The organism is Halpernia frigidisoli (assembly GCF_900113805.1).
Classification (GTDB): domain Bacteria; phylum Bacteroidota; class Bacteroidia; order Flavobacteriales; family Weeksellaceae; genus Halpernia; species Halpernia frigidisoli.
Genome location: NZ_FOQT01000001.1, coordinates 413,108 through 427,572 on the forward strand (window position 1 = coordinate 413,108; position 14,465 = coordinate 427,572).

General features: G+C 33.1%; 16 protein-coding genes and 1 pseudogene. 5 read left to right on the plus strand and 12 right to left on the minus strand.

The window, feature by feature from the left end; all coding sequences use genetic code 11:
• Positions 1-2: 2 nt before the first annotated feature.
• The 7 genes and pseudogenes from BM238_RS01990 to BM238_RS02020 form a co-directional block, all read right to left on the minus strand.
• Complete coding sequence (locus BM238_RS01990) at positions 3-803, minus strand: enoyl-CoA hydratase/isomerase family protein (protein WP_090078504.1); 801 nt, start codon at positions 801-803, stop codon at positions 3-5.
• A gap of 144 nt (positions 804-947) precedes the next feature.
• A complete protein-coding gene (gene paaD, locus BM238_RS01995) occupies positions 948-1,412 on the minus strand; it encodes a 1,2-phenylacetyl-CoA epoxidase subunit PaaD (protein WP_090078505.1) in 465 nt (154 codons plus the stop codon).
• Positions 1,413-1,511: 99 nt separating this feature from the next.
• A complete protein-coding gene (paaC, locus tag BM238_RS02000; protein WP_090078506.1) occupies positions 1,512-2,261 on the minus strand; it encodes a 1,2-phenylacetyl-CoA epoxidase subunit PaaC in 750 nt (249 codons plus the stop codon).
• Positions 2,262-2,356: 95 nt separating this feature from the next.
• Positions 2,357-2,638, minus strand: coding sequence for a 1,2-phenylacetyl-CoA epoxidase subunit PaaB (paaB, locus tag BM238_RS02005; RefSeq protein WP_090078507.1), 282 nt, complete (start codon positions 2,636-2,638; stop codon positions 2,357-2,359).
• A 5-nt stretch (positions 2,639-2,643) separates the two neighbouring features.
• Positions 2,644-3,877, minus strand: a pseudogene (gene hutI / locus BM238_RS02010) (imidazolonepropionase).
• A 96-nt stretch (positions 3,878-3,973) separates the two neighbouring features.
• Positions 3,974-5,098, minus strand: coding sequence for an MFS transporter (locus BM238_RS02015; RefSeq protein WP_233741895.1), 1,125 nt, complete (start codon positions 5,096-5,098; stop codon positions 3,974-3,976).
• Between the two features lie 131 nt (positions 5,099-5,229).
• On the minus strand, positions 5,230-5,898 hold the full coding sequence (locus BM238_RS02020; protein ID WP_090078508.1) for a transporter: 669 nt from the start codon (positions 5,896-5,898) through the stop codon (positions 5,230-5,232).
• 94 nt (positions 5,899-5,992) lie between these two features.
• Here BM238_RS02020 and ruvB point away from each other — a divergent pair, with 94 nt between their 5' ends.
• Positions 5,993-7,015 carry a Holliday junction branch migration DNA helicase RuvB gene (ruvB, locus tag BM238_RS02025; RefSeq protein WP_090078509.1) on the plus strand — a complete coding sequence of 341 codons (1,023 nt, stop codon included), beginning with the start codon at positions 5,993-5,995 and terminating at the stop codon, positions 7,013-7,015.
• Between the two features lie 15 nt (positions 7,016-7,030).
• Positions 7,031-7,378, plus strand: coding sequence for an arsenate reductase family protein (locus tag BM238_RS02030; protein WP_090078510.1), 348 nt, complete (start codon positions 7,031-7,033; stop codon positions 7,376-7,378).
• 73 nt (positions 7,379-7,451) lie between these two features.
• On the opposite strand, the gene gcvT is transcribed toward BM238_RS02030, so the two are convergent.
• Together gcvT and idi are read right to left on the minus strand one after the other, a co-directional pair.
• On the minus strand, positions 7,452-8,531 hold the full coding sequence (gcvT, locus tag BM238_RS02035) for a glycine cleavage system aminomethyltransferase GcvT (RefSeq protein WP_090078511.1): 1,080 nt from the start codon (positions 8,529-8,531) through the stop codon (positions 7,452-7,454).
• 170 nt (positions 8,532-8,701) lie between these two features.
• A complete protein-coding gene (idi, locus tag BM238_RS02040; protein ID WP_090079090.1) occupies positions 8,702-9,211 on the minus strand; it encodes an isopentenyl-diphosphate Delta-isomerase in 510 nt (169 codons plus the stop codon).
• A gap of 170 nt (positions 9,212-9,381) precedes the next feature.
• On the opposite strand from idi, the gene BM238_RS02045 reads away from it, so the two are divergent.
• Positions 9,382-9,783 carry an LNS2 domain-containing protein gene (locus tag BM238_RS02045; RefSeq protein ID WP_090078512.1) on the plus strand — a complete coding sequence of 134 codons (402 nt, stop codon included), beginning with the start codon at positions 9,382-9,384 and terminating at the stop codon, positions 9,781-9,783.
• A gap of 28 nt (positions 9,784-9,811) precedes the next feature.
• Positions 9,812-10,771 (plus strand): D-2-hydroxyacid dehydrogenase, encoded by a 960-nt coding sequence (locus BM238_RS02050; RefSeq protein ID WP_090078513.1) that lies wholly within the window; start codon positions 9,812-9,814, stop codon positions 10,769-10,771.
• 67 nt (positions 10,772-10,838) lie between these two features.
• Here BM238_RS02050 and mscL read toward each other — a convergent pair whose 3' ends face one another.
• Together mscL and BM238_RS02060 are read right to left on the minus strand one after the other, a co-directional pair.
• Positions 10,839-11,210, minus strand: a complete 372-nt coding sequence (gene mscL, locus BM238_RS02055; protein ID WP_090078514.1) for a large conductance mechanosensitive channel protein MscL — start codon at positions 11,208-11,210, stop codon at positions 10,839-10,841.
• A gap of 80 nt (positions 11,211-11,290) precedes the next feature.
• Positions 11,291-11,887, minus strand: coding sequence for an LURP-one-related/scramblase family protein (locus BM238_RS02060; protein WP_090078515.1), 597 nt, complete (start codon positions 11,885-11,887; stop codon positions 11,291-11,293).
• A gap of 92 nt (positions 11,888-11,979) precedes the next feature.
• Here BM238_RS02060 and BM238_RS02065 point away from each other — a divergent pair, with 92 nt between their 5' ends.
• Complete coding sequence (locus BM238_RS02065; RefSeq protein WP_090078516.1) at positions 11,980-13,479, plus strand: NAD(P)H-hydrate dehydratase; 1,500 nt, start codon at positions 11,980-11,982, stop codon at positions 13,477-13,479.
• Here BM238_RS02065 and BM238_RS02070 read toward each other — a convergent pair.
• Positions 13,476-14,462 (minus strand): DNA topoisomerase IB, encoded by a 987-nt coding sequence (locus BM238_RS02070; protein ID WP_090078517.1) that lies wholly within the window; start codon positions 14,460-14,462, stop codon positions 13,476-13,478. The genes BM238_RS02065 and BM238_RS02070 overlap by 4 nt on opposite strands.
• Positions 14,463-14,465: the final 3 nt, after the last annotated feature.

The window sequence follows — 14,465 nt, forward strand, 5'->3', positions numbered from 1 at the left end:
AATTATTTTCCTTTATAATTCGGTTTTCTCTTTTCTAAAAATGCCGCAACACCTTCTTTAAAATCCTCGGTTTCTGCCGCTTCCTGTTGGTAAATTCCTTCAATATCCAATTGTTCTTGTAAAGAATTAGAATAGGATTTATTAAATGCTTTTTTAGTTAAAGCAATTGCAGCAGTCGGTGAATTTGAAAGTTGAGTTAAAACTTCAAGCGCCTGATTTTCAAAAGTTTCGTCGGAAAAAACATCCGCAATTAATCCTGAACTTTTGGCTTCTGCGGCTGATAATTTTTTACCTGTAAATGCTAAATAATTGGCTTGTTGTCTGCCTAAAAGTTTTGGCAAAAAATAAGTTCCGCCTGTATCTGGAATTAAACCAATATTCACGAAAGCCTGTGAAAAGTAAGAACTTTCCGTGGCCAAAGTAAAATCACAGATCAGCGCGAGCATAGCTCCGGCTCCAACTGCGGGTCCATTTACTAAAGAAATTACCGGCTTTTTCGCATCTGAAATATCTTTAACCAGCGGATTATAGTAATCAATCACCATTCTTTGGATAAAACGGTCGTCTTCCATATCATCGCTCATTGAAAGTGCTTCTTTCAAATTTTGACCCGAACAAAATGCTTTTCCACGACCAGAAATTGCGATACAACGCACTGTTTCACTTTCATTACATTCGTTGATGAAATTTCGCAACTCAGTTAATAAATTTTTATTTAAACTGTTATAAGTTTCCGGCTGATTAAGATAGGCGACCTGAAGTTTGCCTTCTAAAAGTGTTTGTATTTCTAACTGTGTGTACATAAATCGTAGTTTTCTTATAATCTTTACAAAAAAAATCTGTCACAGATTTTATTGATTAAGCAGATTTTTTATAGTTATTTTAAAATATAAATCTGCGACATCTGGAAAATCTGCGAGAACATATTTTTTACTTTTTACTTGTTTTCAATGGCATTTAAAATAATCAAAAGGTTCCAAACAATCATTGCATTGAAAAGAAGATTTGCACAATGTAGAACCAAATCTGCTTAATTCCTTAGTGTTTTCAGAACCACAACGCGGACATTTTTTGGGAATATGCAAATGACTTTCACCTTCACCTTTTTCCGGCGGTGTAATTCCGTACGCTCTTAATTTTTCCCGTGCTTCATCCGTCATCCAATCCGTTGTCCAAATTGGAAACATCTGTGTTGTAACTTTTGGCTTTAAATTATTTTCTTTCAGTAATTTAATAATATCTTCCTCAATACTAAACATCGCAGGACATGCCGAATAAGTAGGAGTGATTATAACTTCCACTTCATCTTCGGAAAGCATTTTTGCGCCGCGCACAATTCCCAATTCGACAATATTAATCACCGGAATTTCCGGATCTGGAACTTGGGAAAGTAATTCTAATAAGTTTAACAATGTATCAGTTTAACAGTTAACAATATTTAATTTTCTGAATGTAAAAGGTAATTTTTAAAATTGTTACACTGTTACACTTCTTAATTTCTACATTAATTTTTACCAAGTGCAACCCGGATAAGTTCTTTGCATATATTGCAATTCACAAAGAATAAAACCAAAATATTCCGTGTGAATGCCTTTTCGTGAACCTTTTTGCATAAATTCTGCTTCTGGAAATTCTAAATTAAACTCAGCAAAATCTTTCTTAATTAATGATTTCCATTCAGTGAAAAGGGCTTTTGATGAAGGAATAATTCCCAATTCAAATAAATTTTCTTCGTCTTCAGTTTCATCAAATAAACTGCCCGTATATTCCCAAATATTTTCTAAAGCCTTTTCCAATCGAGATTTGCTTTCGTCAGTTCCGGTAGAAAAAACATTCATCCACGTTTTTGAATGCGTGTAATGGTATTTTACTTCTTTCAAAGATTTTTGAGCCAAAGCAGAAAACATTTCATCTGAACTTTTGCTTAAATTTTCATAAAGCAACTTTTGATAAGTACAAAAAAAGTAAACTTTTAGTAGCGTTTGCGCATAATCTTCATTTGGTAATTCTACAAATTGCGCGTTTAAATATTCTTTTTCAACACGTAGAAATGCCAAATCATCTTCGGTTTTTCCGTCGCCAATAAGTTGAGCAGCGTATTTATAAAAATTATTAGATTGTCCCAAATAGTCAAGCGCAATATTGGTGAGTGCGATATCTTCCTCTAAATAAGGCCCTTTTCCGCACCATTCCGCCAATCTTTGACCCATTATCAACGTGTCATCGGCGAGTTTTAAAGTATATTTTGTAAGTGATTTCATAAATTAGATTTGTAGATAATAGACGGATAGATGATAGATTTTCAATACACTAACATTATGTCTATTAGTCTATTATCTTACATCTAAAAGTCTTTTTACATATTTTTCACATCGTTTGGAATCTCGTAAAACGTCGGATGGCGGTATAATTTATCGTCCGCCGGATCAAAAAATGCTTCTTTATCCACGCCTTCTGAAGTCACCAAATATTTACTTGGAACAACCCAAATTGACGTTCCTTCCATTCTTCTTGTGTAAACATCGCGCGCATTTTGAAGCGCCATTTCCGCCGTTGCGGCCTGCACAATTCCTGCGTGTTTGTGAGATAAGCCGGGTTTTGTCTGTATAAAAACTTCCCACACTTCTAAATTTGCCATTTTATCTAAATTTTATTTCCGTTAATGTAAAGATTTTCCATTTTTAAACTTCCTTGATTGTAAAGGATATTTTGAAAATTATCTGTTCTGAAAGTTACAAAATTTGCCTTAAAATTTTCTTCTAATTTTCCAATATTATTTAAGCCCAAAGCATGAGCAGAGCGAAATGTCATTCCCGCCAAAACTTCTGCTGTGGTTAACTTCTCATAAGTGGCTAAAATTGAGGCTTGTGTAATTAAATTTCCCATCGGCGCAGAACCCGGATTCCAGTCACTTGCAATGGCTAAAATTCCGCCTGCATCAAGTAATTTTCTTGCTGGTGTAAACTTTTCGCCTAAACCTAAACTTGCGCCTGGAAGTGCGGTTGCAACAGTTTCTGATTTTGCAATGAAATCAATATCATCATCAATTGTGGCTTCTAAATGATCGGCCGATTTTGCACCAATTTCTGCTGCTAATCTTCCACTTCCCGAAGTAAACTGATCTGCGTGAACCGTAATTTCAAAACCCATTTCTTTGGCTTTTAAAAGAAACTCTCGACTTTCATCCGGTTGAAAAGCCGTTTTTTCTATAAAAATATCGACTCTTTTTGCTAAATTTTCTTCTTTTACTTTTGGTAAAATTTCGATCAAAATATAATTTAGATAATCTTCATTATTTCCGTCAAAATCTTTTGGTTTTAAATGCGCTGCAAGACAAGTGGCAATCAACGTTGCAGGCGATTTTGTTTGCGCATCTTTAATGATCCGCAACATTTTTAATTCATTTTCAATATTTAAACCGTAACCGCTTTTTATTTCAATTGTTGAAATGCCAATATTTAAAAGAGACTGAATTCTTTCTAATAATTTATTTAAAAGTTCTTCTTCTGATTCTTCGCGAGTATGTAAAACCGAACTCCAGATTCCGCCGCCTTGTTCGGCAATTTCAAGATAAGTTTTTCCGGCATTTCGCAGAGCAAAATCGTTGGAACGGTTTCCACCAAATAAAATATGCGTGGGAATCTACGAAAGAAGGCAGACAGATTTGTTCGTTTTCAATTAATTCTAAGTCAAAACTTATCTTATTATTTTCTAATTCTTCCTTTAAAACTTCAAATTCAGCAACTTTTTTAATTAAACCATTTTCAATTAAAATTCCGCCATTTTCGATAATTTCTAGCTGATTATCTGATAATTTTCCACGCAAAGGAAGATTTCTTAAAGTAACAAGTTGTTTGAATTGACCAATTAATTTCATCGTAAATTTTTATTCAATTTTTAAACTGAAATGATTTTTAAAAATACCAAAATTAAATGACATTAACTTTTTGAATTCTCCACATTTTTTAAATGATCAAAAACCATTTTGCTTAATGGCACAAACATAAAACCTCCAATTATAAAGGTGATAAATGCTTTTTGTAACCCAAATGCATGAGCGAGATAGCCAATTATTGGTGGTCCTAAAAACATGCCGACGGTAGAATAAGTGCTGATAATTGAAATAACAATCGCTGTGGAATTTTTTTTTTGCTTTTGCAGCGAGAATAAAGGTCATCGGATAAAGCCCGGAAACGCCAAATCCCACCATAGAAAATCCAATTAAAACCGTCCATAAAGTCGGGAAGATTATCGAAATAGAAACACCAAACATAATTAAAAATGAACCGGCAAAATAAAGTGTTTGCATATTAAATTTCTCCATTAATTTGTCAATGGATAAACGCGAGATCGTCATGCAAACCATAAAGAGTAAATAACCGTAGGTGAAAACTTCTTGTTTCACGATTTCTTTTAAATAAACACCGTTCCAGTCATACATTCCACCTTCGCAAATTGCGGCGCAAAATGCAATCAATCCTAAAAGTGAAATATATTTGCTCGGTTTTTCTAATTTAAAATTATTACCTGTTTTGGCTTTATCATTTTTAATTAGATGAGGAAAGGAAATTAAGATTATCGCAAATCCAAAAATTGAGATCCATAACAAATGCCAAAAAATTGAGATTTGAAACTCAATCATTAACGTTGAAAAGAGAACGCCTAAAATTCCGCCGATACTCCAAATTCCGTGGAAAGAACCGACAATTCTTTTATCAAATTTTTCCTGCACGGAAATCGACTGCGTATTTATGGCTATTTTAATGATCCTTAATGAAAGTGAAAATAAGAAAAGTGCAAAAATAATCACGGCTAAAGATTGAGCAAATCCAATTAAAAAAAGTGAAATTAAAAAAAACAGACTTGAAATTTGAAGCGGAATTCTACTATCATATTTTGCAACAAGCCAACCGGAAAGTGGAATTCCGATAATCGCACTTGCAGGTAAAATCATCAACAAATTTCCTAAATCTTCCGCGGAAAGATTAAAATTGGTTTTAATAGTTGGAATTCTGGATGCCCAAGACGAAAAGCAGATTCCGGATAAAAGAAAATAGGCAGAAAGTGCAATTCTCTGTCTTTGATTGGATGCGAGCATAATTTTGCAAAAGTATTACAAATTTGAAGATCTAGGTTTAAAAATTTTGCGTAAATCTTTCGATATTTTAGAAAAATTTATTTAAAGCTTTTTACTTAATCTTAGTGATTTTTAAAAATTTAATATTTTGATTATTTAAATAGGGCGAATGAAAATCCGGCATTTATAAAATAATTTTTGGAAATATTATCTAAAGAGCTTCCTGCAGAAATATCAAACTCCAGACGATTGGAAGGCGTGTAAGAAAGTCCAAAATCTGCATTGTGATCTGGTGAATCTTTTGCGGTATAATTGCCATAATATTCTGCAAATAATGACCATTTATCTGAAATTGAATAACCCAAATTGGTGATCATAAAGAGATAATTAAAATGGTCTTCTTTTTTATAACCACTATTTATTTGTAAATTAAATTTATCAGAAAGAGACTGATTTGCAGCTAAAAAAGCGGAATAATTTTCTATTTTAAAATCTGAAATCCCAATAAAAGTGAGGGCTGGAGAAGAATCGCTTCCATTCAAAAAATTATATTTTCCTGAGAAAGTATAAGTACTGTTTTCAGCATCGTCATAATTTTGATTGGTTTCCAAACGAAGTTCAAAATCTTTCGCAACACCATATCGGAAAAGGTGATCTGAACTAAATTCATCGTTGTCATGAAGATAATTAAGGCCATTTTCGCTTTGCAAATTTCCTTTGCTCACAATATCTGTGGCGGTTGCAAATCCCGGGCGATCGGTTTTCATTTGAGCGAAAAATATTAACGGTAAAAAAGTAAATATTAAAATTTTAAATTTCATAGTTTAAGTAGTGTTTTCATTGATATTTTTTCCACGCCAATTATAAGAAATTTTAACGGATTTATATTACCTTTGGATGATATCAATCTAATAAATGTCAGATTTTTTACACCCGGATAAAGACAATTTCAGTGATGATGAGCTGATCTTGGAAGAAAAAATTCGTCCGCAAAGTTTCCAGGATTTTGCCGGACAAAGAAAAACCCTTGATAATATTGAAGTTTTTGTCGCAGCCGCGAAAAATCGTGGTGGCGCGCTTGATCATGTACTTTTACATGGTCCACCAGGTTTGGGAAAAACAACCTTGGCGCATATTATTGCCAATGAACTGGGCGTTGGATGCAAATTAACTTCCGGACCGGTTTTAGATAAACCCGGAAGTTTAGCAGGACTTTTAACCAATTTAGAGGAAAACGATGTTCTTTTTATTGATGAAATCCACCGCCTTTCGCCAATTGTTGAAGAATATTTGTATTCTGCAATGGAAGATTATAAAATCGACATCATGCTCGAAAGTGGGCCAAATGCGAGAAGTGTGCAGATTGGTTTAAATCCATTTACCTTAATTGGCGCAACAACGCGAAGTGGAATGCTGACCAAACCAATGCTTGCAAGATTTGGAATTCAATCAAGATTAGAATATTACACGGTTGAACTTTTATCAATGATCATTGAAAGAAGTGCGAGAGTTTTAGGTTCAAAAATTTATGAAGATGCGGCAATCGAAATTGCGCGAAGAAGCCGTGGAACTCCCAGAATTGCAAACGCATTATTACGTAGAGTTCGTGATTTTGCTGAAATAAAAGGCAACGGCGAGATTGAAATAAAAATCACAAAATTCGCGCTTGACTCTCTAAACGTCGACGAATTTGGATTGGATGATATGGACAACAAAATTATGCGCGTCATGATTGAAAATTTTCGTGGAAAACCAGTAGGAATTTCTGCTTTAGCCACTTCAATTGGCGAAAATCCCGAAACTTTGGAGGAAGTTTATGAACCATTTTTAATTCAGGAAGGTTTTATTATTAGAACGCCGCGTGGAAGAGAAGTGACTGAAAAAGCTTATAAACACCTGAATATTGCTTTACCGAAAAGACCAAATGAATTGTTTTAAAAGAACTAAAATTTTGTGAAAAAAGTATTCTACCTAAAAACCTGCAGCACTTGCAAAAAAATAATGAACCAGTTTGATCTTTCAGATTGGGAACTTCGTGAGTTAAAATCTGAGAATATTACAGTAGCAGAACTGGAAGATTTATATAAACAAACAAATTCTTACGAAGCACTTTTCAGCAAAAAATCAACACAAATAAAATCAAGAGAAATTGACGTAAAATATTTAACAGAAGAAGATTTTAAAAATTTGATTCTAGAACATTACAGTTTTTTGAAACGTCCGGTTTTTGTGACTGATGAAAAGATTTTTGTTGGAAACGAAAAGAAAAATGTTGAAAATTTAATTGAGTATTTTAAATAATTGATTTAGAAAAAAGTAAAGAAAAAAGCCAGTTAAAATTTTAACTGGCTTTATTATTTTTGAGAATAAAATCTTAAACAAAAGGCAATTTCACAACTTTCGCCGGAATATCTTTATTTCTGATTTTAACAAAAATTTCGCTTCCAACTTTTGTAAAATCTTTTGCGACATAAGCCAAACCAATTCCGATCTTTTTCATTGGACTCATTGTTCCTGATGTCACTTTGCCGATCACATTTCCTTCGGAATCTACGACTTCATAATCGTGTCTTGGGATTGCTTTTTCCTGCATTTCGAAAGCAACTAACTTTTTAGAAACACCTTCTTCTTTTTGTTTTGCTAAAAATTCTTTGTCCACAAAATCTTTGTCAAATTTCGTGATCCAACCTAAACCTGCTTCCAATGGCGAAGTAGAATCATCAATATCATTTCCGTAAAGACAAAAACCTTTTTCAAGACGTAAAGTATCTCGCGAAGCCAAACCACAAGGAATTAAGCCAAATTCTTCGCCTGCTTTTGTCAAAGCTTCCCAAATTTCTACGGCGTTTTCATTTTTAAAATAAATTTCAAAACCACCGCTCCCAGTATAACCCGTGTTTGAAATAATTACCTCTTCAATTCCTGCTATTTTCCCCATCGCAAAATGGTAATAAGGAATTTCAGATAAATTTGTTTCTGTTAATTTTTGCAAGGTTTCAGTTGCTTTCGGTCCTTGAACTGCGATCAAAGACATTTGGTCAGAAACATTTTTTAAATCAGCACCAAATTTCTCATTGTATTTTTGGAAATGAGAAAAATCTTTGTCAATATTTGAAGCATTTACGACCAAAAAATATTTGTCGTCCGCAATTTTATAGACGATCAAATCATCCACAATACCGCCATTTCCGTTCGGCAAACAGGTATATTGCGCCTTTCCGTTTTCTAGATTTTCAACATTATTGCTGCACGTAAACTGCAAAAGATCTTTTGCGCTTTTGCCTTCCACAAAAAATTGTCCCATGTGAGAAACGTCAAAAATCCCTACTTTTTTGCGCACGGCAAAATGCTCATCGTTGATTCCGGAATAGGTTACAGGCATTTCAAAACCGGCAAAATCTACCATTTTTGCGCCCAATTCCACGTGTTTATCGTATAATGCAGTTCTACTCATTTCTATATTTTTTACTTAATTTTTAATTTTTGAAGCACAAAATCTGTGCATTTTTCGAATAGTCTTCCCGCTTTCCATTCCAATCTTTTTCTTTTTTTTTCAAAAAATAAAAAGGATTTCCATTTCAATCGGGGCTATTTTTGAAATTTTATTTTTTTGTCCGAAAACTTTTAAAGATGCTCTTTATATTCCTTTAAGATTATTTTAAACCATTCCGTAAAATGTTCCGGTTTTTCAGTCATTTCTATTTCCAGATCATTCATAGAAATGTACCGAACTTCAGACACTTCATCTTCATTCAGATTAAAATCGCCTTCAAATTTCCCCACAAAAACATGGTCAAGTTCATGTTCCCAAAGATTTTGGCCGACTTCCGCTTTGTAAATAAAATTGAATTTTTCATTTAAAACTGTGGAAATTCCAAGTTCCTCATTCAACCTGCGATTAGCAGCCTCGAGATAAGTTTCATTTACTTTCGGATGAGAACAAACGGCGTTTGTCCACTGGTCCGGCGAATGGTATTTTTTAGCGGCTCTTTTTTGCAAAAGCATTTCGCCGTTTTCATTAAATAAAAATACAGAAAAGGCACGGTGTAAAAGACCCGTTTCGTGCGCCTTCATTTTTTCCATTTGCCCTAAAACCTGATCTTCCGGCGTCACTAAAACTACTAATTCTTCCATATTTGTAAGGTTCAAATTTAATAATTTAAAATGAGATAATAATGTTTTTGTAAAACTTTGAATATGCGCTAGTTGATCAAAAAATTGGTATTTATTTTTAACTAAAAGTCCACCAACAGGCAAAAAATATTTAACAAAAATTGATTACTTTTGCACTTTCAAATAAAGTTATGGAATTACAATACACAGAACATTTGAGCCCTTCATTAAAAGGTGGCATTAAAAATTATTTAATAGATATTGACGGTACAATTACCGATGATATCCCAAATGAAGAGCCGGAAAGAATGGTAGATTGTGAACCTTATTTGGATGCGCTTGAGACAATCAATAAATGGTATGACGAAGGCCATCAAATTTGTTTTTTTACTTCCAGAACTGAGGCTTTAAAACAAATAACAATCGATTGGTTAGATAAAAACGGTTTTAAATACCACAGCGTACTTTGCGGAAAACCTCGCGGTGGAAATTACCATTGGATCGATAATCATTTAGTAAAAGCAACGAGATACAAAGGTAAATTTACCGATCTTGTGGAGAAAAATGTAAGTATAGAAGTTTTTAAAGACTAATTATTTTAAATAAATTAAAGAATATTTCATGAAAATATTAGCAAATGATGGCATAAATCCTTCGGGAATTGTTGCTCTGGAAGAAAAAGGTTTTGAAGTTTTTACTGAAAAAATTACGCAAGATTTATTGGTAGATTACATAAATAAAGAAGGCATAAAAACCTTGCTTGTCAGAAGTGCAACAAAAGTTCGAAAAGAATTAATTGATGCCTGTCCGGGTTTAGAAATAATTGGTCGCGGTGGAGTAGGAATGGATAATATTGATGTTGATTATGCCCGATCAAAAGGACTTCACGTCATAAACACACCTTCATCTTCTTCGGAATCTGTGGCTGAATTGGTTTTCGCCCATTTATTTTCAGGCGCAAGATTTTTACAGCAATCAAACCGCGAAATGCCTTTAAAAGGTAATACAGAATTCGCAAAACTTAAGAAAAATTTTGAAGCAGGAATAGAACTTCGTGGCAAAACCATCGGTATTATCGGAATGGGCAGAATTGGTCAGGAAGTGGCGAAAATTGCCTTAGGTCTTGGTATGAAAGTGATCGCGGCAGATAACCAAATTGGTAGAGCAAGCATAAAAGTGAAATTTTACAACAACCAGTTCATAAATGTTGATATCGAAACTGAACCTTTGCAGGGCGTTTTGCAACATGCAGATTTTATCACTTTACATGTTCCGGCGCAGAAGGACGGTTTCATGATCGGCAAGGAGCAATTTGATATTATGAAAGATAATGCAGCAATTATTAACTGCTCACGTGGCGGTGTTATTGATGAAAACGCACTTTTAGAAGCGTTAAATTCCGGTAAAATATCGTTCGCAGGTTTGGATGTTTTTATAAATGAACCAACGCCGTCACAGGAAATTCTAAATCATCCAAAAATTTCTTTGACGCCTCATACTGGCGCGGCAACGGAAGAAGCACAAGATAGAATAGGTATTTCTTTGGCAGAACAAATTGCAAGTATTGTGCAAAATCAATAGAATTTTAAATAAATAAAAAAACGTCTCATTAAAATATGAGACGTTTTTTTTATGAGTAATTTCTAATTTATTTTTTAAGAAGATCTCTAATTTCCATTAATAATTTTTGATCTTCAGTTGGTCCTGCCGGAGCGACAACTTCTTCCGGTCCTTTAATTTTATTTGCCGCTTTTATGATCATAAATAAAACGATCGCGATACAGATAAAACTAATCACGGCCGATAAAAAATTACCGTAAGTGACACCGTTCCATTCCAGTTTTGAAATATTTTCTGCACCAGCCGCTTTCAGCGCAGGATTTAGCAATAAAGGCGTGATGACATCTTCCACTAAAGAGGTTACGATTTTTCCGAAAGCTGCACCAATAATAACGGCAACAGCCAGATCTACAACATTTCCTTTAAAGGCAAAATCCTTAAATTCTTTTACAAGTCCCATAGTTTTTTATTTTATTTCAGTAAATATAAAATAATTTTTGAAATGGTCTTAAAATAAATAAAAATTTGAAAATGTCACATTTAGCCTTTATGTCTTTCGAGCAATATCGACATGATTAAACTTAATAGTATTAAAGATTCATCTTTTTCATTAATTTCAGAGGTTTTTGAAATTTGAAATCGCCTTCCTATTAAAGATGGCATTTTTTTTAGCCTTAATAAAATTGTATTATTTTTATCTTTAACAAGGTAAGTCGGATTCAAAAAATAGCCGGTGAATAGACCGATCAGAGGTATTTCGCCAATTAAACCATCAAAAAATTTGATCCATGGGTTTTCTTCTGTGATTGTATATATGATATTTTTTTGAATATCTAAAACATTATAAGTTGCACGCCAAAAAGATTTTATACCTTTTCTGGAAACACTTCCCAAAATATCCCCATTATTTTCTGTAATTGAAAACGATGCATTAAAATCCAGCCATTGATTGGCTTTTATTGTATATAAAATTTCAGTTTTACTTTCATCTTTAAAAACCTGAACATCATCTTTTAATTTAAAAATTTTGGATCGCACGTAAGCCAGATTTTGACCATTGCTGTCCGTCATTGTAAAATCATTTGCAAGCGTTGTGATTTTAAATTTTAAGTCTAAAGGATAATTTAAGTTTTGCATAAAGTAGTTTTAAAAGTCAAAGCTAAACTTTCTAATTTTAAAAAATTCCTCTTATTTAATTTATCTAAATTTGAACTAAATATTTTAAACCAATGAAATTATTTACTTCTGAACAAATTTTAAAAATTGAAGAGGAAACCATTAAAATTGAAAAAATTCACTCTTTAAATTTAATGGAACGCGCAGCAGAAGCGTTGAAATCTCAAATTATTGAAGATTACAAAAACTGTGAAAAGGTTTTTATATTTTGCGGAAACGGTAATAATGGCGGCGATGGATTTGCTTTAGCGCGACTGCTGCATTATGAATTTTTTAATGTAAAAATTTTTTGTGATTTAGAGAATTTAAATTTTAAAGAAAATGCTAAAATTAATTTTAATGATTTAAAGAAAATCAAAGATATTTCTATCAATGATTTTTCGGAAGTAGAAAAATTTAAAATTGATAAAAATGACCTCGTTATTGATGCGCTATTCGGAATTGGTTTAAATAGAAAAATAGAAGGAAAATCCGGAGAATTAGTAAATATTTTAAATGAAATTAACGCCATAAAAATTGCTGTAGATATTCCTTCCGGATTGTTTTCAGATGAAATAACGCCGGATGATTTTATCATTTTTAAAGCTGATAAAACCGTCAGTTTTCAATTTTGGAAAAAAGCTTTTTTATATCCAGAAACAGGAAAGTTTTGCGGCGAAATAAAGATTTTAGATATCGGACTTTCTCATAAAATAATTGATAGCGAAATAAGTCGAAATTTTATCATAGATGATATTTTGATAATATCAATTTACAAGAAAAGGAACGATTTTTCAAATAAAGGAAATTTTGGAAATTCTGTGATAATCGCTGGAAGTCATGGTAAAATTGGCGCCGCAGTTTTAGCCACAAAAGCAGCATTGAGAAGTGGAAGCGGCTTAATTTTTACAATTTCGCCCGAATGTGGAAATTTCATTTTACAAACTTCAGCACCTGAAGCGATGTTTATAAATGGCGGAGAAAATCATATTACAAATATTGAACTTCCAAAAAATGCAGTTTGCGGAATCGGTCCAGGTTTAGGAACAGATGAGGAAACAGAAAAATGTGTTTTAAATTTCCTTAAAAATCAAACAAAACCTTTGGTTATCGATGCTGATGCTTTAAATATAATTTCAAAAAACAAATCTATTTTAAAGTCAATCCCGGAAAATTCAATATTAACGCCTCATCCAAAAGAGTTTGAACGTTTATTCGGAATCACTCAAAATTCGTTTGATCGGACAGATTTAGCTTTAAAAATGGCAAAAGAATTAAAGTTAATTATTGTTTTAAAAGACCACCACACGCAGATAATTACGCCGCAACAAGATGTTTTCTATAATATAACAGGGAATAGTGGTATGGCAAAAGGTGGGAGTGGGGACGTATTAACGGGCATTTTAACATCTCTTTTAAGTCAAAAATATTCATCAAAGAATGCAGCAATATTTGGAGTTTGGCTTCATGGAAAAGCCGGAGATTTTGCTGCAGAAAAAAGCAGCAAAGAATCTTTGCTGCCTGTTGATCTGATTAAAAAAATAGGAAAAGTATTTAAATATATTCAGGATTAAGATTTTTTTAATCTTGCACGTAATAAACATAATACGCCAAGCTCTTCTCCTGAAAGATTTTCACAATTTTTGAGCATTTTTTCTATTTCTTTTTTAAAATAGGTCATTGTTTCTCCATCGGTATAAGCTTCTATTATACGTGGATCTATGTAAGAACTTTTTGCTACGGAAGGTGTGTTACCAAGTTTTTCTGAAACTTTTATGATGGCGCCTTTTATTCTTTTATCAAGTTCTTTTTGATCTTTTTCTTCTACTGCGCCAAATTCATCCAAAGCGATCGCCGCCATCATCGTTCCTCCCCAGGTTCTAAAATCTTTAGCGGAAAAATCATCGCCCATCACCTCATGTATATAAGCATTCAAATCATTGCTTGTTACGTCGATAATATTGTCGTTTTCATCTAAATATTTAAATACTTCATAACCTGGCATTTCATCAAGCGCCTTTACGATTTTTGCAATCTTCGCGTCAATAACGTGTCTTTCCTGCTCTTTATGAGATTTTCCTGTGTAAGAAAAAATAAGTTCGTCATTTTCTATGGTTAAATGTTTGCTTCTAAGCGTCGTTAAACCATAAGTTTTATTATCCTTCGTATATCTCGAACTTCCTGGTCGGAAATAAGCAGCGTCCATTAGGCGAAGCATTGTTGCCAAAACTTTCTCCCGGGTAAGTTTCCTTTTTCGCATATGTTGTCCGGTCACTCGGCGCATATGCTCAAGATTTTCAGCAAAATTTACAATTCTATCGAACTTTTTTAAATTCTGCTCATCGCGGAATTTTTTGTTGTAAATATATTGTTTGCGATTCTTTTCATCACGACCTGTGACTAAAATTTTTTCTTCAGGATTTTCGGAAATTTCGACATTTTTCCAGGCAGGTGGAATTATTAATGATTCAATCCAAATTCGGGTTTCCTTGCTAACAGTTTTTCCAAATAAGTTTTTATATGTAAATCCTTTACCACAACCTTTTCTAATAAACATTTT